The following is a 19,219-nucleotide window of genomic DNA, read 5'->3' as shown; positions in this document are numbered from 1 at the left end:
AGGTGGAGGAACGGGTACTCATGCGCGTCTACTACGATCGCGACGCCGACGTAAATCTGATCAAGGGCAAGAAGGTGGTCGTGGTCGGCTACGGCAGCCAGGGCCATGCCCATGCCATGAACCTGCGCGACAGCGGCGTCGGCGAAGTGCGCATCGCGTTGCGCGCCGGCTCCAAGACCGCGCAGAAGGCGGAAGGCGCCGGCTTCACCGTGATGACGCCGGACGAGGCGGCGGCCTGGGCCGACGTCGTGATGATCCTGACACCCGACGAGCTGCAGGCGGATCTCTACCGGGATTCGCTGGAGCCGAACCTGAAGGAGGGGGCGGCCATCGCCTTCGCGCACGGCCTCAACATCCACTTCAGCCTGATCGAGCCGCGTCCCGACCTCGACGTCTTCATGATCGCACCCAAGGGTCCGGGCCATACGGTGCGCAGCGAGTACGTGCGCGGCGCCGGCGTGCCCTGCCTGATCGCCGTGCACCAGGACAGCAGCGGCAACGCCCACGAGCTGGGCCTGTCCTATGCCAGCGCCATCGGCGGCGGCCGTGCCGGGATCATCGAGACCTCCTTCCGGGAAGAGTGCGAGACCGATCTCTTCGGCGAGCAGACGGTGCTCTGCGGCGGTCTCTCGGCCTTGATCGTGGCCGGTTACGAGACCCTGGTCGAGGCGGGCTATGCGCCGGAAATGGCCTACTTCGAGTGCCTGCACGAGGTGAAGCTGATCGTCGACCTGATGTACGAGGGCGGCCTCGCCAACATGCGCTACTCCATCTCCAACACGGCGGAGTACGGCGACTACGTGACCGGCCCGCGGATCATCACCGAGGAGACCAAGGCGGAGATGAAGCGGGTGCTGGACGACATCCAGGCGGGCCGCTTCACCCGTGACTGGGTCGCGGAATGCAAGGCCGGCCAGCCTTCCTTCAAGGCCACGCGCCGCCGCCAGTCCGAACACGGGATCGAGGAGGTCGGGCAGCGCCTGCGCGGCATGATGCCCTGGATCGCCGAGAACGCCCTGGTCGACAAGTCGAAGAACTGATTGATCGCTTCCCGCGTGGATACGGCGTGGGGCGGTTCTGTCTGCTGAGAACGGAGCGGCCGGCGGTCGCCGGCCGCCTTCGTGTCTCAACAGGCTCGGGATGAAGGCAGGAGGATTTCCCGTCTCGCAGTCGATCCCGAGCCCCTCGAAGGGTGTTCCCGTCGAGGGACGTCGTCCACGGGGGACGAACCATGGTCATCGACGTTCAGACGCTTCTGATTTTCATCCCCATCGCGCTCGCGCTCAATCTGACACCCGGCGCGGATGTGCTGTTCTGCCTCGGGCAGGGCATCAGGTCCGGGCCCAGGGCCGGCTTCGCCGCATCGCTGGGGATCGCGACCGGCTCCTTCGTTCACGCTCTGGCGGCCGGTCTCGGGCTTGCCGCCGTGATTGCGGCCCACCCCTTGGCCTTCGAGGCGATCCGCTGGGCCGGCGTCTGCTATCTGCTGTGGCTTGCGGTCGCGACCTTGAGAGAACCGATCGGGGCGCTCAAGCCGGCGGAGGTCAGGCGCGCGGGCGCGATCTCGGCCTGGCGGAACGGCATCTTCGTCTGCCTTCTCAATCCGAAAGTCGCGCTCTTCATTCTCGCGCTGGTGCCGCAGTTCGTCGATCCCTCGCGCGGCTCGGTGCTGATCCAGTTTCTGATTTTCGGTGCGATCCTCAACGTCGGCGGGACCGTGATCAACGGGCTGGTCGGTGTCTTCGCCGGCGGGATCGGTCGGTTTCTCGCGCGCAACGCCTCGGTCGCGCGCGCCTTGCAGTACCTCACGAGCTTCGTCTTCTTCAGTCTCGCCGCGAAGCTGGCGTTCGACCGGCGCTAAGGGCGCTGACGGTCCCGTCTCCCAGGCGGACTCAGTAACCGTCCGTCTTGTTCACGCCATTGGGAATTTCCGTCCCGGCAAGAGCCGCGCGGGCGGCGGCGAGGGTCTGGACCGCAACCAGATCGGCGGTCGCGTCGCTGGCGCAGTGCGGGGTGACCAGGATGCGGGGATGCGTCCAGAAGGTATGGCCGGGGGGCAGCGGCTCCTGCTCGAAGACGTCGAGCGAGGCGCCCGCGAGATGGCCGCTGTCGACGGCGGCGAGGAGATCGCGTTCGACCAGGTGGGGCCCGCGGCCCATCTGAATCAGATAGGCGCCGGGTTTCATGCGCGCGAAGAGGGCGCCGTCCAGCAGGCCTCGCGTCTCCGCCGTCAGAGGCAGCAGATTGATCACGACGTCGGCGCGGGCCAGCAACGTTTCCAGTCCCTCGCCGCCGCTGACCACCTCGACCCCCTCGAGCGTCCTGGGGCTGCGCGCCCAGCCCAGGGTCGGATAGCCGAGCCCGGCCAGACGCTGCGCGGTCACCGATCCCATCCGCCCCAGCCCGAGGACGGCTACGGTCGTATCGGTCGCGCTCCGCTGGGGCTGGCGCCGCCAGACCTGCGCCTCTTGCTGTTCCAGGTAGAGGTCGAAGCGGCGCTGGTACCAGATGACATGCCAGATCACGAAGAGCGCCATGGCCTCGGCTTGCTCGGGATCGACCATGCGCACGACCGGCACGTCGGGCAGCTCCGGATCGGCCAGGATGTTGTCCACGCCCGCCGCGATGGAGCAGATCACCTTCAGGTTGGGATAGCGTTTCAGGACGCCCTGCGGCGGCCGCCAGGCCAGAGCGAAGTCGATGGTGGCGGGGTCGTCCACCTCCTCCGGCATCAGCAGCTCGACCGAAGCGTCCTCCGCCGCGAAGGCGCTGCGGAAGACTTCGTCCAACTTCAGGGTGGCGCTGACCAGGACGCCTTTCATGCAGAACCTCCGAAGGTCTGAAGCGGCGGGGCCGACAGCTCGATGGCATCGAGCGGATGGATCGGCCGCGCGCGGCTGAAGGGAAAATCGCTCGGGTGAAAACGGCTGAGGCCGGGCGTGTCGAGGACCAGCGGCGTCGCCTGCCCGGCGAAGGCCAGCTTGAAGTGATTACCGGACTTCGCGACGACCGCGTCGAGCTCGCTCACTGTCAGTCCCTGGCTTTCGTAGGCCGCCGGGTCCTGCACGAAGGGCGCCTTGGTGGTCAGCAGCAGCGACAGCTTGCCGGCCTGCAGGAGGGCGGTCGGGCCGAGATCGACCGGCACCCCGGTCATGTAGGCGCCGCTATGGGCGAAGCGTCCGTCGCCGAGGCGCAGGACCCGTCCCGTCACCTCCAGCGGTGTCTGGCCGGGGGTGACGCGTCCGCCGACCGCCAAGTTCAGGTCCTTGCCGAGACCCGCCGCTCCGCAGGCCCGGACGGCGTCGGGATCGTAGAGCGGCAGCGCGACCCGAAGGTCCGGAAAAGACCGGAGCAGCAGGCGGGCCAGAGCCGTCGCGTCGCCGGGCGCGCCGGCCAGAACCCGATCCCCTTGATCGCCGAGCGCGAAGGGCCGGCCGGCCGGGGTTTCCCTGACTTGGGTCAGCGCCGTCTCCATCGAGGGTAGATCCTGCTGGAAGAGGTCGCGCAGCTCCCAAAGCCGCCGGGCGAGACGCGCCGCAACCTGCTGGGCTTCATCTGCGTCGCCGTCGGACGTGACCAGGACGGTCTGACCGACGCCGGGGGCATCGACGAAGGGATTGACGTTACAGATCGAGATATCGCGAAGACCGGGCCGTGCGGAGCAGAGGGCCCGCGCCGTTGCCTGCAGCTCCGCAAGAGGACCGCTGCAGGTCTCGTCGTTGCCGCGCGTCAGAAACGGCAGCCGGGCTAGGGTCCGCAGCGGGCGCAGGCGGCCGGCCATCACCTCCTGCAGCAGTGCGAAGGTCTTGGCGCCGGTCTCGACCATGTCGGCATGGGGGTTGGTCTTGTAGGCGATCAGGATGTCCGCCGCCTCGGCCATGGCCGGGGTGACGTGGGCATGCAGGTCGAGCGCCACGGCGATCGGAATGTCCGGGCCGAGCTTGGCGCGAAGCGCCGTCAGAAGATCGCCTTCGCAATCGTCCCGCTCGCGCGACAGCATGGCCCCGTGCAGGTCCAGGCAGACCGCATCGGGTGCGTCGCTCGCCAGGATTTCCTCGAGCAGCGCCGTGAAAAATCGCTCCTCGACCGGGCCGCCGGGCCGGGCCCGCGCCGCGACGCTGGGCAGCCAGGCGACACCGGCGGCTTCGCCGGCCCGCAGGATGCCGCCCAGCGCCGATCCGGCGGTGCGGTTGGCGGCGATCACCTCGGGTCCGCGCTCGAGGGTGAAGTCGTCGGCGGAGGTCGGCAGGGGATTGAAGGAGTGCGACTCCTGCCAGAACTGGCCGACGAGCAGGCGCGGCTTGGCCGGGACGGGACTCATCTCAGGCTTGTTCCAGATCGCACCATTCGGCGATGAAGAGAGCGATGGTGCCAGTCACCCGTTTGACCGAGGCGAGGCTGACGCGCTCGTCGGTGCCGTGGATCGCCTCGGCGTAGGGGCCGTAGACCAGGCAGGGCGTGCCCTGATAAAGCACGAAGACACGTCCGTCGAGGTAGCCGGGCGTGACGAAGGACTCCAGCGCCTGGCCGTAGCTGGCGGCATGGGCGCGACCCAGGGTCCGTTCCGCCGCACTGCCTTCCTCCAGGACGTAGCCCTCGGCGAAGAAGCCGTTGTAGACCACCTCCGGCGGATTGTTGGCCAAGAAAGGCACCTCGGCGGCGGTGCGCCGCAGGGTCTCTTCGATCTCCCGCGCCGCCTCGGCCGGGGCTTCGCCGGGATAGAGCGCGATGCGGCAGTCGAAGGTGCACCAGGCCGGCACGGAGGAGGCCCAGTCGCCGCCCTCGATCCGGCCGACGTTGAAGTTGATCGGGTGCTCCAGATCCTCGAAATAGCGATGCTCGCCCTTGCGGGCGTTCCAACTCTCGGCCAGTTCATGCAGCCCGTCGATCAGGCGGTAGGCCGCCTCGATGGCGTTGGCGCCGCGCCCGGCCTCGCGGACATGCACCGGCACGCCGCGCACCTTCACCTGAAACCAGATCACGCCGACGTTGGCCCGGACCAGCTTGTCGTCTTCGGGTTCCGGGATGATCGCGGCGTCGGCCTTGTAGCCGCGCGCCAGGCAGGCCAGCGCGCCGTTGCCCGTGCACTCCTCCTCCACCACGGACTGCAGGTAGACGGTGGCGGCGGGCTGGTAGCCCAGATGCCTGAGCGCATCCAGGGCGAAGACGTTGGCGACCAGGCCGGCCTTCATGTCGCCGGAGCCGCGGCCATAGAGCCAGTCGCCCTCGCGGCGCGGCTCGAAAGGTGGCCCGCTCCAGATTTCGGTGGGGCCGGTCGGCACCACGTCGATGTGGCCGTTCAGGATCAGCGAGCGGCCCGTCTCCTCGCGCGGCCGGTGGGTCGCGACCACGTTGAGCGCCTGGCTGTAGTCGATCTTCACCGGAGAGAAGCCGGGGTGGTGTTTGATTTGCTCCACGTCGATGGCCCAGCGGTCCAGGGCGTAGCCGCGTTCGGCCAGGGCGCGATGCATGAAGTCCTGGGCCGTCTGCTCCTGACCGCGCAGGGAGGGCAGGCGGATCAGGTCCTGGGTAAAGGCGATCTGCGTCTCGAAACCCTGCTCGACGGCGGCAAGGATGTCCCGCGCCAGAGCCGGGTCGAGCGAGGTCACGACGGAACCGCCTGGTGCTGGCGGTCCTGCGAAAGGTCGGGAACGCTCCACTGACGTCCGGGGACGGCCGAGAGCAGTTCCTTCGTGTAGCTGTGCTGCGGATCGTTGAAGACCTTGCGCGTCGGACCGTACTCGACGATGCAGCCCAACTGCATGACCGCGATGTTGTCGCAGATCTGTGCGGCGACGCGCAGGTCATGGGTGATGAAGAGCATGGAGAGCTGAAGCCGTTGCTTGATCTCGGCAAGCAGCTCCAGCACCTGGGCCTGGATCGAGACGTCGAGGGCGGAGACCGGTTCGTCCGCGACCAGAAGGTCGGGGTCGAGCGCCAGCGCCCGCGCGATCCCGATGCGTTGGCGCTGACCGCCCGAGAACTCGTGGGGAAAGCGCTCCGCCGCTGAGGCATCCAGACCGACCAGCCGCAGCAGTTCCCCGGCGCGCGCCACGGCGCTGGCGCGGTCGGCGCCGTGGGCCATGGGACCCTCGGCGATGATGGTGCCGATCTTGCTGCGCGGATTCAACGAGGCGTAGGGATCCTGAAAGATCATCTGCACGTGGCGCCGGTGCGGGCGCAGAGCCTTGCCCTTCAAGCTCGCCAGGTCGACGTCGCCGAAGCGGATCTCGCCGCTGTCGCTGTCCAGCAGGCGGACGATGCAGCGGCCCACCGTGGACTTGCCCGAGCCGGACTCGCCGACGAGGCCCAGTGTTTCTCCCTTCTTGATGTCGAAGGAGACGTCCTGCGCCGCCGGTACCCGCCGGCCCTTCGTGAAGAAGCCCCGCTCAGTCACGTAGGTCTTCTCCAGCCGCTTCACCGAGAGCAGCGGCGGCCCTTCCAGACCGGGTCGCTCGGGCGGCTCGAACTGCGGTACGGCGGCGATCAGACGACGGGTGTACTCATGCCGCGGCGCGTTCAGGACCTGGTCGGCCAAGCCCATCTCGACGATCCGGCCGAACTGCATCACCGCCACGCGGTCGGCGATCTCCGCGACCACGCCGAAGTCGTGGGTGATGAACATCACCGCCATGTTGTGCTTGGCCTGCAGCGACTTGATGAGTTGCAGGATCTGGGCCTGGGTGGTGACGTCGAGCGCCGTGGTCGGCTCGTCGGCGATCAGGATCGCGGGCTCCAGCGCCAGGGCCATGGCGATCATCACGCGCTGGCGCTGCCCACCGGACAGCCGGAAGGGATAGGATTCGCCCAGCGTCTCCGGATCGGGCAGGCCGACCTCGCGCAACAGCTCCACGACCCGCGCCTTGCGCTGGCGCTTGGTCAGCAGGCCGTGGGCGTCGAACACCTCGGAGATCTGTTCGCCGATGCGCATCAGGGGATTCAGCGCCGTCATCGGTTCCTGAAAGATCATGCCGATGCGGCTGCCGCGCAGGTCGCGGAGCTGCGCCTCGTTGAGCTGCAGCAGATCGCGGCCCTCGAAGCGGATCGCGCCGGCGACCGGCCGGACGTGCGGGCGCGGCAGCAGACCCATGATGGCATTGGCGCTCATCGACTTGCCGGAGCCCGACTCGCCGACGACGCAGAGGATCTCGTTGCGTGCCAGATCGAAGGTGATCTCCTCCACCGCCAGCGGCCGCTCGGCGCCGGCCGGCAGAGAGATCGAAAGCCGCTCGACCTGCAGCAGCGGCTCCCCCTCGTTGGTTTCCGTGAGGATGCGGGCGTCGCTCATGCTAGCGCCCCTTCCGGGCCAGGCGTGGGTTGAGCGCGTCGTTCAGGCCCTCGCCAACGAGATTGAGCGCGAGCACCGTCAGCAGGATCGCGATGCCGGGGAAGAAGGACATCCACCAGGCCTGGCGGATCACCGTGCGCGCGGCCCCGATCATGTAGCCCCAGGACATGGTGTTGGGGTCGCCCAGACCGAGGAAGGAGAGTGCGGACTCGAGCAGGATCGCCTGTGCGATCATCAGCGAAGCCATGACGATCACCGGCGAGAGAGTGTTCGGCAGGATCTGTCGCGTGATGATCTGCAGGTTCGACTGGCCCAGCACGACTGAGGCCTGGACGAACTCGCGGCTCCTGAGGGAGAGAAACTCGCCGCGCACCAGACGGGCGACCGGCGGCCAGGAGACGATACCGATGGCGACGATCACGGAGGTGATGGAGGGTTGGAAGATCGCGACCAGTACGATCGCCAGGGCAAAGTTCGGAATGGTCTGGAAAAACTCGGTGAAGCGCATCAGGGCATCGTCGAGCAGGCCGCCGTAGTAGCCGGCCAACGCCCCGATGGTCACCCCGATGGACAGAGCGACCACGGTCGAGATGATCCCGACCAGCAGGGAGATGCGGGCGCCATGCACCAGCCCCGCACCGATGTCTCGGCCCAGGGTATCTGTCCCGAACAGGAAGCCCTCGACCCCCAGCGGCGGCAGGAAGGGGCGCTGAACCATGGCCCAGGGACTCTGCGGATAGAGCAGGGGCGCGACGGCCGCCAGAACGACCACCGCCAGCAGGATGAAAACGCCGACCAGCGCGCCCTTGTTGCGCGCGAAACGCTTCCAGAAATCCCGAAAGGCCTGGGCGCGGGCGGAGCGTGCGGGAGCGGCGGCGGTCGATGTCATGACGGCTCGATCACTTGAGTTCGATCCGGGGGTCGACCAACGTGTAGACGACGTCGGTGACCAGGTTGAACAGGATGACCATGGCGGAGGAGACGAAGAAGACGCCGAGCAGCAGGTTGTAGTCGCGCTGCAGCAGCGCGTCGAACATCAGCCGCCCGATACCCGGCCAGGCGAAGACCGTTTCCGTCAGCACCGCGCCGCCGACCAGTTGCCCGGCCTGGATGCCGGCCAGGGTGATCACCGGCAGGATGGCGTTGCGCAGCACATGCAGCCGGGTGATGCGGCCGGGCGGCAGGCCCTTGGCCCGCGCCGTCTTGACGAAGTCCATGTCCATCACCTCGAGCATCGAGGCACGGGTCAGGCGCGCGTAGATCGCCATGAAGAAGAGACCGAGCGTGGTTGCCGGCAGGATCAGATGCTGCAGCACGTCGAGCACGCGTTGAAAGCCGCTGTAGCCGGCGCCGACGGACTCCATGCCGAATCCGGGCAGCCAGCCGAGCTGGACGGAGAACAGCAGGATCGCCATCAGCGCGATCCAGAACAGAGGGGTCGCGTAGAAGACCAGCGCCACCACGGTTATCAGGGAATCCGTCCACTGGCCGACGCGCGCCGCCGCCAGGGCCCCCAAAAGCACGCCCAGAAGAATCGAGATGACGAAGGCCGTACCGGTCAGCAGCAGCGTCGCCGGTAGCCGGTCGAAGATCAGGTCCGCCACCGGCTGCTGCTGGCGGTAGCTGTAGCCCATATCCAGGGTGACGATGCCGCCGACGTAGACCAGAAGCTGTTCGTGCAGGGGCCGGTCCAGCCCGAACTGCTCGCGTAGCTGAGCGATGAAAATCTCGTCCGCCGCGCCGGCTTCGCCAGCCATGACCTGGGCCGGATCGCCCGGCGCCGCCCGGATCAGGAAGAAGTTGAGCACGACGATCGCCAGCAGCACGAAGACCGCTTTGACCAGACGCTTGGCAATGAAGGAAAGCTTCTGCACGCCGCCCCGACGAAGACTTACGAGAGACTATGGAGGATGACCGGATCGAAAAGAGAGCCCCTGGCTCCCCGTCCCTTTCTCGGGGAGGGAGAGCCAGGAGAGACGAGAACCGGCCGGCCTAGCGGTCCAGCCAGGCGTCCACGAAACCGTCGTTCACGCCGATTGCCGTATCGACGAGGTCCTTCACGTCGCAGCGGTAGATCGTCGGGAACTCGATCTCCAGCAGCCAAGCGACCGGAATCTCCTCCGCCAGGATCTGCTGCATCTCGGTGTAGAGCGACTGACGCGCCTCATCGGGGAAGGCCACGGCGGCCTCGGTGAAGAGCCGGTCGATCTCCTCGTTGGCGTAACCCTGGACGTTGTTCCAGGGCGAGCCCTTGGCGATGTTCGAGGAGATATAGGTGCGGGCCACCCCGAGGGCCGGATCGCCGTACTGATAGAGATAGGTGAAGGCGAGGTCGTAGTCCCACTCGTTCAGCTTCTGGTTCCAGCCGGCCACGTCGGTCGCGACCATCTCGACCTCGATGCCGACCTCCTGCAGGTTCTGGCGCACGGCCTCGGCCCAGCGCTGCCAGGTCTCGCCGTAGGGCAGGGGCAGCAGCCGGATCTCAGTGCCGTCGTAGCCCATCTCCTCCAGCAGCGCGCGCGCCTTGTCAGGGTCGTGCGGGAACTGGCGGACATCGTCGTCGTAGAAGCGCGTCTTGGAGCTGACCGGGCCGGTCGGCACGGCGCCCAGGCCGTTCCAGATCACCTCTTTCGCGAAGTCGCGGTCCAGGGCGTACATGATCGCCTGACGGAACCGCTTGTCGGCCATCGGGCCTTCGCGGTTGTTGACCCACAGCCAGGCGTGCGGCGCGAAATACTCCCAACCCTTGCCGGTGACGCAGGAATTCTCGAGATCGACCAGGCGCTGCACGTCGAAGTTCTCGACCGATCCGCCGGGCAGTACGTCCACCTTGCCGGTCTCATAGGCCACCGCGCGGCTGGCGGCGTCGGGGATCACGTGCCAGTAGATCTCGTCGAGATAGGGCTGCCCCTCGACGTGATAGTCCTCGTTCTTGACCAGCCGGATGTAGGACCCCCGCTCCCACTCCTCGAACTTGAAGGGGCCGGTGCCGATGGGGGTGTTGTTGGCCGGATTGTTCTTGAAGTCGGTGCCTTCGTAGATGTGCTTCGGCACCATCGGCATCGTGCCAACCTCGAAGATGCCCATGAAGGGGCCGAAGGGCTGCTTCAGCGTGAAGCGGACGGTGGTGTCGTCCAGCGCCTCGATGCTCTCGATGTGCTCCAGCGAGACACGCAGCCGCGGGTGCGTCTCGCGCAGGAAGACGTCGGCCGAGAAGACCACGTCGGCGGCGGTGAAGGGCTCGCCGTCGTGCCAGGTGACACCCTCTTTCAAGGTGAAGGTGTAGACCGTGCCGTCGTCGTTGACCTCCCAGGCCGTCGCCAGGCTGGGGACGGGGTTCAGGTCGGTGTCGTAGCGCAGCAGGCTCTCGTAGATATTGCCCGCCACCATTTGCGTCGGGCCGTTCTGGGTTACGCCCAGCATCAGTCCCGGCGGTTCCGGCTGGATCACCACGTTCATCACGCCGCCTGATTTCGGCTCTTCCGCCAAGGCGGCCGGAGCCGTCAGCGCCGTCGCCGCGGTCAGTACCGCGGCAAGGGCTGCCGGCCTGCAGAAACGCTTCAACATACGAAGTCTCCCTGTCCCAAGATAAAGCTTCCCTGTTATGGCCCCGAGTTATGATCCGGGCGCCGGTCTTTTCTAACTGTCGTAGCCGGGGGTCTTGCGATCGAGCAGGCGGCGGAAAGCCGCCCACTCGATATCGTCCCGTTTGCCCGCGTCCATGGCGTCGTAGGAATCCCAGTACTGCTTGACGGTCTTGGCGCAGACCGACTCCGGCACGGGCGTGACCGCCGCGCCGCTGGCTTGAATCTGGAGCTGCGCCTTACAGGTTCGCTCCAGGTTGAACATCAGCTTCCAGGCCTCGGAGACCGAGCGGCCGACCGTCATCAGACCGTGGTTGCGCAGGATCATCACCGGCTGGTTGCCCAGGTCCGCGATCAGGCGTTCACGCTCGTCCAGGTCCAGGGCAATGGCCTCGTAGTCGTGGTAGGCGACCTTGCCGTAGTACTGCAACGCCCACTGATTGATCGGCAGCAACCCCTCGCTCTGGCAGGAGACTGCGACGCCCGCTTCGGTATGCGTGTGCAGAACGCAGCCGGCATCGTGCCGGGCCATGTGGACGGCGGAGTGAATGGTGAAGCCGGCGGGATTGATGCCGATGCCGGAGGGGTCGTCGATCACCTGGCCGTCGATGTCGATCTTGACCAGGTTGGAGGCGGTCACCTCGTCGAACCAGAGGCCGTAGGGATTGATCAGAAAGTGACCCTTCTCGCCGGGAACCCCGGCGGAGATGTGGGTAAAGATCGAATCGTGCATGTCGAAAAAGGCGACCAGGCGGTAGGCGGCGGCCAGATCCACACGGGTCTGCCATTCCGCCTCGCCAAAGCGGGTCGCACCGCGAAGTGCCGTCGATGCCAAGGTCATGTCTGCCTCCCGTCTAGGCAATCGCGGATCGCGGCCTCACACCGGCCATGGAGCCCCGAAGAGCGATCCCCGAAGTTTCACAAAGCGTGCCACAAGCTTTGCTATTGGATAAAGGTGAAACTGTCGACAGTCGGCAATTGGCTGCCTAGGGTTGCGAAGAGGGGGAGCGAAGAGGCGGGTGAACATGAGCCGGAAGCGCCGAGGGCCGAGCGCCCCGACAGACGCCGTTGCGCCAGACCGTCTTGCGCCAGACGCGTTTGGGCCGCAACGGCTTGAGCCGGACCGGATCGGTACGGACCCGCGCGCGCCGCTGCCGGAGACCCTGCTTGGGTATGGCGTCGCGCCGGCCGCGACCTTCGAGGCGCTGGAGTCGACCGACCTGGTCGCTCAGGTCACGGACCGTTTGGCACGGGCGATCTGCGAGGGCCGCTTGGCCCCCGGCCAGCGCCTGGTCGAGGTCGCGCTCGCGCGACAACTCGGAATCTCGCGCGCGCCCGTACGCGAAGCGGCCCGGCGGCTCGAGCAGCGCGGCCTGCTGGTCGCCCATCCGCGCCGTGGCTTCTTCGTGCGCGATTTCTCGCTGGAGGAAATCGACGATCTCTACGGTCTGCGCATCGCGTTGGAACGCTATGCCGCCGAATTGGCCTGTCACCGGGCGACCGAAAGCGATCTGGACCGGCTGCGCGCTCAGCTGGATCTGCTTCACCGCCTCGCCGAAGCAGGTGCGCTGGCCGATCTGGTCGAGGAGGACCTGCGCTTCCACCTTCTGTTCTGCGAGGTCTCGGGCAATCGTAAGCTGTTCAAGCTGTTCCACGATATCGCCGGCGAGATTCGCATGGTCATCGTCCTGATCGGTCAAGTCTACGACGACCCCCAGCGCATCGCCGAGACCCACCGCCCCCTGATCGAGGCGCTGGCGGCGCGGGACGCGGCGCGGCTGGACGCCGCGGTCGATCATCACATCCGGGACGGGTGGCGCCATGTACGGCGCTTCTTCGCAGAGCGCGGTGCGCCGCATACCCGCGCCGGCTCTTCGGCAGCGACGGGTTCCCCGACAGGCAGTAACGCCCCAACAGAGGAAGGCGGGATATGAAGATCGTCCAGACGGACAAACACAAACTGCACGACCCGCAGTTCTTTATGGTGCGCGGTCTTCCCAGGCCCAGCGCTGAACAGCCCGAGCGGGCCGAGCGCCTGCTGGCCGCGGCAAGCGCCGCCGGGCACGAGGTGATCGGTCCGGACAGCTTCGGTCCGGCCCCGCGCGCGGCGGTGCACACACCCGAATATCTGCGGTTCCTGGAGGCGGCTCACCGGGAATGGCAGGCGCAGGGCGATGCCTCGGAGGAGATCCTCGCGAACATTCACCCCGGCCGCTACCCGCCGACCTATCCCGACTCGATCGTCGGGCGTGCCGGCTGGCACATGGCCGACACCGCTTGCCCGATCGGCGCCGGGACCTTCGAGGCCGCCTGCGGCGCGGCCGACGTGGCCGTGACGGCGGCCGAAGTTCTTCTCGACGGCGGCGACCATATCTACGGCCTCTGCCGTCCGCCCGGCCACCACGCCTATGCCGACATGGCCGGCGGCTTCTGCTTTCTCAACAATGCGGCCATCGCGGCACAGCATCTCCGTCAGGCCCACGACCGGGTGGCCGTTCTCGACGTCGACGTGCATCACGGCAACGGCACCCAGGGCATCTTCTGGCGCCGCGACGACGTGCTCACGATCTCGCTGCACGCCGATCCGCGGAACTTCTACCCCTTCTTCTGGGGACATGCCGCCGAACGCGGCGAGGGTGATGGCGAGGGCTACAATCTCAACGTTCCCCTGCCGCTGGGAACCGGCGATGCCGGTTGGTTGGCGGCCTTGCAGCCCGCGCTCGCGACCCTCCGCGCCTTCGCGCCCGGTGCCCTGGTGGTCGCCCTGGGCCTCGACGCTTACGAAGGCGATCCGCTGAAGGGTCTGGCCATCACCACGCCTGGTTTCGCACAGATCGGGGCGGCCATCGCGGAACTCGGCTTGCCGACGGTCTTGATTCAGGAGGGCGGCTATCTCGCGCCCGAACTGGGCGACAACCTGGTGAGTGTGCTGAAGGGATTCGAGGCGGTGCGGTGAGATGGCCGGCTCAGGCGTCGTGATCCCGTCCGGTCGCGTGACCCCGGTGGCCTCGTGATGCTGGTCGGATTCGTGACTCTAGATGGGCAGGTCCTTGGCGAAATAGATCCGCTGGAAGCCGTCTTCGTCGAGGCGTTCCAGCTCGCGCCAGCCGTAGTGGCGGTAGATCGCCTGGTTTTCGGTCATGGCGACATGGGTGTAGAGGGTCAGGCGCCCGTAGCCGCGTGCCTTCGCCGCCGCATCGGCCGCGGCCATGAGCGCGCGGCCGTGCCCCTTGCCCTTGGCGGCCGGATCGACCGCCACATTGTGGATCAGGAGGCTGTCGGGACGTCCGACCAGGACCAGCAGGCCGATCACACGGCCCTTATCCTCCAGCACCTGGAGTTCGCCGGCCGCGAGGCGGGCCCCGTAATCGTCGAGCATGGGCTGCGGCGGCTGGCCCATGCGTGGGATGTAGGGGCTGTAGGCCGCTTCCACGATCTCGCGGACGCGGGGCAGGTCTTCCGAAACGGCAAGGCGCACCCGGCTCATGTCGGTCAGGCTAGAACTCTCAGGCAAGGGATGTCACCGGAGAGATACGCATGACGGCCATGGCGCGTAGCCATATCGGTTGGAAGGAGTTGGCGCTGCTGGTTTCGATCGGCCTGTTCTGGGGCCTGAACTGGCCGGCGGTTCGCATCATTCTGACGGAGATTCCTCCCTTCACGATCCGCATGCTGGCCTTCGTCGCCGGTGCCGCCGTGCTGTTGGGGCTGGCGCGGCTGCGTGGCGAGCGGCTTCGGCCGGAGCCGGGCGAATGGGGACCGCTGATCCTGGTCGCGCTGCTGTCGGTCTTCGGCTTCAACATCCTGGCGGCCTTCGGCCAGCTCAACACCGAAACCTCGCGCGCGGCCATCATCGCCTTCACCATGCCGGTCTGGGCAACCCTGCTGTCGGTGGCCTTCCTGGGTGACAAGCTGACCTGGGAACGGGCGGGTGCCCTGCTTCTGGGCATGGCCGGGCTGGCCCTGCTGTTGGGCGAGGATCTGCTCGACGTGACGCGCTCGCCGCTCGGCTCGCTGCTGACGCTCGGGGCCGCGCTGTCCTGGGCCGTCGGGACGGTGTTGCTCAAGCGCCGGACCTGGTCGCTGCCGCCCCTGGCCCTGGCCGGCTGGATGGTGGCGATCTCCGCCCCGCCGGGCGTTCTGGGCGCGGTACTGATCGAACAGCCCTGGACGCTGCCCTTCCCCTCGACCGAGGTTCTGGTCGTCTTCGCCTATCACGTCCTCTTTCCGATGGTCTGGTGTCACTATGCCTGGGTGACGTTGGTTGCGAGCTTGCCGGCGCCGGTGGCGGCGATCGGGACGCTGATGATCCCCGTCGTCGGCGTGATCAGCGCCATTCTGCTGCTGGGCGAACCGCCGCTTCTGCAGAAGTTCGTGGCGCTGACCCTGGTGGTCTCCGCCGTCGCGCTGGTCCTGATCGTGCCCGGGCTGAAGGCACGCAAGCTGCGCGCCGCGGCGGCCGGCGCACCGCCAACTGCCGACCCGCCCACCGCGCGATCTTCGAGATGAAAAAGCCGAAAGGAACAGGGCCGTCATGAGCGAGATTCTTTGCCGCCCCCCGGTCGCCGCCGACAAGGACCGCTGGGCCGAGCTGTTTCGCGGCTACATGACCTTCTACGACGTTCCGCCGGAGGAGGCGGTGGTCGAGCGGGTTTGGGCCTGGCTGTTCGATCCCGATCACGAAATCGAGGGCCTGGTCGCCGAACTGGAGGGGCGGATCGTCGGCCTGGCCCACTATCAGCCGATGGCCCGGACCTTGGGTGCCAACGAGGTCGGCTACCTCTCCGATCTCTTCACCGATCCGAACGTGCGCGGCCGCGGTATCGGCCGGGCCTTGATCGACGCCACGCTGGAAGCGTCCTGCCATAGGGGCTGGCCGCTGCTGCGCTGGCTGACGCAAGAGTTCAATTACGCCGGCCGCCGGCTCTACGACACCTACGCGCCGCGCTCCGACTTCATCGTCTATGTGACGAAGACGGCGCCGGAAACCGATCCCGACAGCGGGTGATCCGGCAGCGGGTTCCTCTCTGCCGACTCCTGCGCGCCTGTGCCGGTGCCGGCGGACGATGACGTTTGCGCGAAGACGCTGCCCGAGACGGCCGGCAGGCGGCCTCGGTTCGATCTGGATGTTTGTCGAGTCTCGGTTCAGGCAGGACCTGGGGTTGTGGAATTGCTAAAATCTTGGGTTGTTTTTCTCCTGCGCAGGGCGCAGTGGTTAAGATAAGCCTGTAAGGCACTATTATTTAAATTTTTAGCGCATATTCGAATTATCGAGCTGTGAAGATCGTTTTGTCTCGACATTCGTCATCTGTCAAATTGAATAAAATTATGTAAGCAGAAAATTATCCGCAATATATGTTGAGACAATAATAAGATATTAATATATCTGATTTGATTTTATTATAACAATATTTAAAAAATTCAATCAGATGCCAATATATATATCATTCAAAGCCATTTGTTTTCAGAAATTATGGCCTCAAAGAGGATCTTAAAAGTTAATTTTGGGTACCAAAGTATTCATTTTGTCTTTGAAATTCAAATAAATAAATAAAATCCTAATCAAATTGCGTTGCACAGAGAGATTGACAAAAAGTAAAGAAACGGTGCGTCGGATGAAGCGCGTAAGGGTTGTTGTCTCGAAATCTCGATACGTGGCTCGAAGCGTTACGGCGACGATGTCGGCCTGCGTCTGCAACTCGCGCTGAGCGGATGTCGGGAAGTGTCGAGGATTTGGTTAGCGCTGTTTGGGGGCACCTAGCATCTGACAGACGCCAGGTACGACAATGAAAGACACAGGTGTGAGAATATTTTCGTCTTACTTCAGCTTCAAAATAATGTTGTTGGAGGAACTGCAGAGATCCAGAGAAATATAAATAAATAGAGCAAATCTGGACTAAAAAGTAGAATAAAATTTCGACGTCTCATGTCGAGACCAAAGGAGAAGGTAGCTCCTTCGGTCGTGGCATTGCGGGTCGCTTTTGAGCCGCTGCGTCGCATCCGCAGGAGCGGCTTGGACGCGAGATTTCTAGTCGGGCGGAGGGTAAAATCGTGCTGCTGATCATCGAACGTGCAAATGGCGAACGGCTCGAAGTGGAGTTGCGCCCAGGCGTGGAGCTCCCTGCCGTACAGCCGGGCGATCGTATCTCGCTGGAAGCTGGCGATGGGCAGCGGATCTCGCTGATCGTCGACGGCAACGACCTGTCGCTGCGGGTGATCGACGCGGCCGGTGGCGCGCCGGCGGAAAGCTACAGCTTCGAGGATCTGGCGCTTTACCTGATCGAGGGCGATAGCGAACTGGTGATCGCCGATGGCGCGTCTCTTGAAGGCGACGGACCAGTCGGCGAACCGATCGTGATCGGTGACGCCGAGAGCCTTTTCGCGGCCCTCTCTCCGGCAGCCGGGGAGGCGCCGGCCGCTGAAACCGCGTCGCCGGCAGACGTCTCCACCCCCTCCAGCTTCGCGAACGTCGGCGATTTGCGAACGTCCGGCGACGGTGACGGTGGTTCCTTGCGGCCCGGCACGCTGTCCGGCGGAGAAACCGGCTCCGTGGCGCGCGGCGGCCTTGATCTGGTCTCCGACGGTTTTGCCTCGGGCGGCAATTTCCTGAGCGCCGCGTCCGGCGGCGAAACGCTGGGCCAGGAAACGCAACTGGATCTGGGGCGGCGGAGCGGCGACGACTCCGACGGCGGTCGGTCCGATGGCGGTCCGGGTGGCGGGAGCGTCACGCTGAGCGGTCGGGCGGTCGACGGCTACATCTCGGATGCGACCGTGTTTCGCGACGCCAACGGCAACGGCGTTCTCGATGACGGCGAGGTCTCCACGACAACCGATCTCAACGGCAACTTCTCCCTGACCGGCGGTAGCGGGCCGCTGGTCATGTTCGGCGGCACCGATATCTCCACCGGCCTGCCCTTCGGCGGGACCATGAAGGCGCCGGCGGACGCGACGGTGATCTCGCCGCTGACGACTCTGGTGCATGAGTTGGTCGAGGCCGGCACGGACGTGGGCACCGCACAGGCCCAGGTCGCGCAGGCGCTCGGCATTCCCTCCAGTTTCCAGATGCTGACGACCGATCCGGTCGCCGCGACGGTTGCGGGCGCCGAGGGTGCGGCGGAAGCCATGAAGGCCGGCGTGCTGATCGCCAACACCGCGGCGCAGGTGCAGAGCGCCATCGAGGGCGGCAGTTCCGGTGCGGCCGCGACGGCCTCCACCTCGGCCTTCACGGCGATCGCCCGAACGATCGCGAACAACGGCGCCTCGACCGATCTGACGGACGGTGGCCAGGTCGAGACCCTCGTCAACGAGGCGGCCACGATCGAGTCCACGGCAAGCGGCGAGCCCGTGACCTTCGACAACAACGATGTCGCCAACGTCACCAAGGTGATCACGGCCTCGAACGAGGTCGCGCAGCAGGTCGACGCCAGCGGCGACGCCAATCAGGTGCTGACCGAGTTGGCGCAGGTCGGTCAGGTCGCGCAGGGCGAGGCTGCCGACGCCATCGAGGATGCGGTCGAGAACGACGACGATACCGCCGTTGAGGACTTCGACAGCGAAGCCGACGTTCAGGCCCAGTCGGACACGGCCGAGGTGGGCGATGTCGACGGTGCCGACGAACTCGACGACGGCGACAACGTCTTCATCGGGACGGATGCGGCCGAAAGCATCGAAGGTCTCGGCGGCAACGATATCCTGCGCGGCGGCGGCGGCAACGATTCCCTCTCCGGCGGCGACGGCGACGACCAGTTGTTCGGCGAGGCGGGCAACGACATCCTGCGCGGCGGCGCCGGCAACGATCTGCTGGATGGCGGCGAAGGGATCGACACGGTGCGCGTCCCCGGCAGCTCGAGCCGCTTCCAGCTCGACCAGGTTGCCGTCGACAGCCTGACTCTGCGCGATACCGCGACCTCCGACATCGATGTTGTCCGCAACGTCGAATTCATCGACTTCAGCGATACCCGTTTCGTGATCGCGGGGGCGGGCAGCAGTTTCGTCTCGCTGTCGGACGCGCTCGCTGCTGCCGACTCCGACGATACGATCGTCCTGGCGGACGATGCCGCCATCCTTGTCACCAGCTTGACGCTCGATGAGGCCCTGACCGTCCGCACGGCGACCGGCGACTCGATCATCTCGACCGACGCGTCCGGCGTGCTGGTGATCGATCTCGACAATCTGCCGACCAACAACATCACCGAACTCGATCTTTCGGGCTTCGACGGCGACGTGCGGATCGAAGGTCTCGGGTCGTTGACGCGCGTGGTCACGGCCGATGATCGGCAGCTCACGCTGGACGGCCAGTCCCTGGACAGTCTCTCAGAGGCCGGGAGCACCTTGACCATCGTCGGCG

The 19,219-nt window shown here is 66.1% G+C and carries 16 protein-coding genes; 7 read left to right on the top strand and 9 right to left on the bottom strand.

The window, feature by feature from the left end; all coding sequences use genetic code 11:
* Positions 1-20 precede the first annotated feature (20 nt).
* Both ilvC and DBZ32_RS00075 read left to right on the top strand, forming a co-directional pair.
* Positions 21-1,040: a ketol-acid reductoisomerase gene (gene ilvC, locus DBZ32_RS00080; protein ID WP_119165341.1), complete on the top strand. Its 1,020-nt coding sequence runs from the start codon at positions 21-23 to the stop codon at positions 1,038-1,040.
* 191 nt (positions 1,041-1,231) lie between these two features.
* Complete coding sequence (locus DBZ32_RS00075) at positions 1,232-1,861, top strand: LysE family translocator (protein WP_119165089.1); 630 nt, start codon at positions 1,232-1,234, stop codon at positions 1,859-1,861.
* A 31-nt stretch (positions 1,862-1,892) separates the two neighbouring features.
* On the opposite strand, the gene DBZ32_RS00070 is transcribed toward DBZ32_RS00075, so the two are convergent.
* From DBZ32_RS00070 to DBZ32_RS00035, 8 genes are all read right to left on the bottom strand, one after another.
* Positions 1,893-2,822, bottom strand: coding sequence for a 2-hydroxyacid dehydrogenase (locus DBZ32_RS00070; RefSeq protein WP_119165088.1), 930 nt, complete (start codon positions 2,820-2,822; stop codon positions 1,893-1,895).
* Entirely contained in the window at positions 2,819-4,321 is a 1,503-nt protein-coding gene (locus tag DBZ32_RS00065) for a M81 family metallopeptidase (protein WP_119165087.1), read from the bottom strand. The genes DBZ32_RS00070 and DBZ32_RS00065 overlap by 4 nt, the downstream gene beginning before the upstream one ends.
* Position 4,322: 1 nt before the next feature.
* Positions 4,323-5,609 carry an ArgE/DapE family deacylase gene (locus DBZ32_RS00060; protein WP_119165086.1) on the bottom strand — a complete coding sequence of 429 codons (1,287 nt, stop codon included), beginning with the start codon at positions 5,607-5,609 and terminating at the stop codon, positions 4,323-4,325.
* Positions 5,606-7,288: an ABC transporter ATP-binding protein gene (locus DBZ32_RS00055; protein ID WP_119165085.1), complete on the bottom strand. Its 1,683-nt coding sequence runs from the start codon at positions 7,286-7,288 to the stop codon at positions 5,606-5,608. Before DBZ32_RS00055 ends, DBZ32_RS00060 begins: the two co-directional genes overlap by 4 nt.
* 1 nt (position 7,289) lies before the next feature.
* On the bottom strand, positions 7,290-8,177 hold the full coding sequence (locus DBZ32_RS00050) for an ABC transporter permease (protein ID WP_119165084.1): 888 nt from the start codon (positions 8,175-8,177) through the stop codon (positions 7,290-7,292).
* 10 nt (positions 8,178-8,187) lie between these two features.
* Positions 8,188-9,162, bottom strand: coding sequence for an ABC transporter permease (locus tag DBZ32_RS00045; RefSeq protein WP_119165083.1), 975 nt, complete (start codon positions 9,160-9,162; stop codon positions 8,188-8,190).
* A gap of 118 nt (positions 9,163-9,280) precedes the next feature.
* Positions 9,281-10,855 carry an ABC transporter substrate-binding protein gene (locus DBZ32_RS00040; protein ID WP_119165082.1) on the bottom strand — a complete coding sequence of 525 codons (1,575 nt, stop codon included), beginning with the start codon at positions 10,853-10,855 and terminating at the stop codon, positions 9,281-9,283.
* 72 nt (positions 10,856-10,927) lie between these two features.
* On the bottom strand, positions 10,928-11,713 hold the full coding sequence (locus DBZ32_RS00035) for a class II aldolase/adducin family protein (RefSeq protein WP_119165081.1): 786 nt from the start codon (positions 11,711-11,713) through the stop codon (positions 10,928-10,930).
* 184 nt (positions 11,714-11,897) lie between these two features.
* On the opposite strand from DBZ32_RS00035, the gene DBZ32_RS00030 reads away from it, so the two are divergent.
* The gene (locus DBZ32_RS00030) at positions 11,898-12,806 is read left to right on the top strand and encodes a GntR family transcriptional regulator (RefSeq protein ID WP_208539051.1); all 909 of its coding nucleotides are present in this window, start codon (positions 11,898-11,900) and stop codon (positions 12,804-12,806) included.
* On the top strand, positions 12,803-13,828 hold the full coding sequence (locus DBZ32_RS00025) for a histone deacetylase family protein (RefSeq protein WP_119165080.1): 1,026 nt from the start codon (positions 12,803-12,805) through the stop codon (positions 13,826-13,828). The genes DBZ32_RS00030 and DBZ32_RS00025 overlap by 4 nt, the downstream gene beginning before the upstream one ends.
* Positions 13,829-13,906: 78 nt before the next feature.
* Here the strand turns inward: DBZ32_RS00025 and DBZ32_RS00020 are convergent, their stop codons facing one another.
* Positions 13,907-14,386 (bottom strand): GNAT family N-acetyltransferase, encoded by a 480-nt coding sequence (locus tag DBZ32_RS00020; protein ID WP_208539050.1) that lies wholly within the window; start codon positions 14,384-14,386, stop codon positions 13,907-13,909.
* 23 nt (positions 14,387-14,409) lie between these two features.
* Here DBZ32_RS00020 and DBZ32_RS00015 point away from each other — a divergent pair, with 23 nt between their 5' ends.
* From DBZ32_RS00015 to DBZ32_RS00005, 3 genes are all read left to right on the top strand, one after another.
* Positions 14,410-15,381, top strand: coding sequence for a DMT family transporter (locus DBZ32_RS00015; RefSeq protein ID WP_119165078.1), 972 nt, complete (start codon positions 14,410-14,412; stop codon positions 15,379-15,381).
* 25 nt (positions 15,382-15,406) lie between these two features.
* On the top strand, positions 15,407-15,880 hold the full coding sequence (locus tag DBZ32_RS00010; RefSeq protein WP_119165077.1) for a GNAT family N-acetyltransferase: 474 nt from the start codon (positions 15,407-15,409) through the stop codon (positions 15,878-15,880).
* A gap of 1,043 nt (positions 15,881-16,923) precedes the next feature.
* The coding region (locus tag DBZ32_RS00005) for a calcium-binding protein (protein WP_162906485.1) at positions 16,924-19,219 on the top strand (2,296 nt) is incomplete at its 3' end.

Source organism: Algihabitans albus (genome assembly GCF_003572205.1).
In the GTDB taxonomy this organism is placed as follows: domain Bacteria; phylum Pseudomonadota; class Alphaproteobacteria; order Kiloniellales; family DSM-21159; genus Algihabitans; species Algihabitans albus.
The sequence above is the reverse complement of the archived record's forward strand: the minus strand, read 5'-3'. Positions and strand labels throughout refer to the sequence as shown.

Bases quoted from the DNA above. Each gene is read 5' to 3' on its own strand.
- ilvC (WP_119165341.1), top strand. From the start codon at position 21: ATGCGCGTCTACTACGATCGCGACGCCGACGTAAATCTGATCAAGGGC.
- DBZ32_RS00075 (WP_119165089.1), top strand. From the start codon at position 1,232: ATGGTCATCGACGTTCAGACGCTTCTGATTTTCATCCCCATCGCGCTC.
- DBZ32_RS00070 (WP_119165088.1), bottom strand. From the start codon at position 2,822: ATGAAAGGCGTCCTGGTCAGCGCCACCCTGAAGTTGGACGAAGTCTTC.
- DBZ32_RS00065 (WP_119165087.1), bottom strand. From the start codon at position 4,321: ATGAGTCCCGTCCCGGCCAAGCCGCGCCTGCTCGTCGGCCAGTTCTGG.
- DBZ32_RS00055 (WP_119165085.1), bottom strand. From the start codon at position 7,288: ATGAGCGACGCCCGCATCCTCACGGAAACCAACGAGGGGGAGCCGCTG.
- DBZ32_RS00050 (WP_119165084.1), bottom strand. From the start codon at position 8,177: ATGACATCGACCGCCGCCGCTCCCGCACGCTCCGCCCGCGCCCAGGCC.
- DBZ32_RS00040 (WP_119165082.1), bottom strand. From the start codon at position 10,855: ATGTTGAAGCGTTTCTGCAGGCCGGCAGCCCTTGCCGCGGTACTGACC.
- DBZ32_RS00035 (WP_119165081.1), bottom strand. From the start codon at position 11,713: ATGACCTTGGCATCGACGGCACTTCGCGGTGCGACCCGCTTTGGCGAG.
- DBZ32_RS00030 (WP_208539051.1), top strand. From the start codon at position 11,898: ATGAGCCGGAAGCGCCGAGGGCCGAGCGCCCCGACAGACGCCGTTGCG.
- DBZ32_RS00025 (WP_119165080.1), top strand. From the start codon at position 12,803: ATGAAGATCGTCCAGACGGACAAACACAAACTGCACGACCCGCAGTTC.
- DBZ32_RS00015 (WP_119165078.1), top strand. From the start codon at position 14,410: ATGACGGCCATGGCGCGTAGCCATATCGGTTGGAAGGAGTTGGCGCTG.
- DBZ32_RS00010 (WP_119165077.1), top strand. From the start codon at position 15,407: ATGAGCGAGATTCTTTGCCGCCCCCCGGTCGCCGCCGACAAGGACCGC.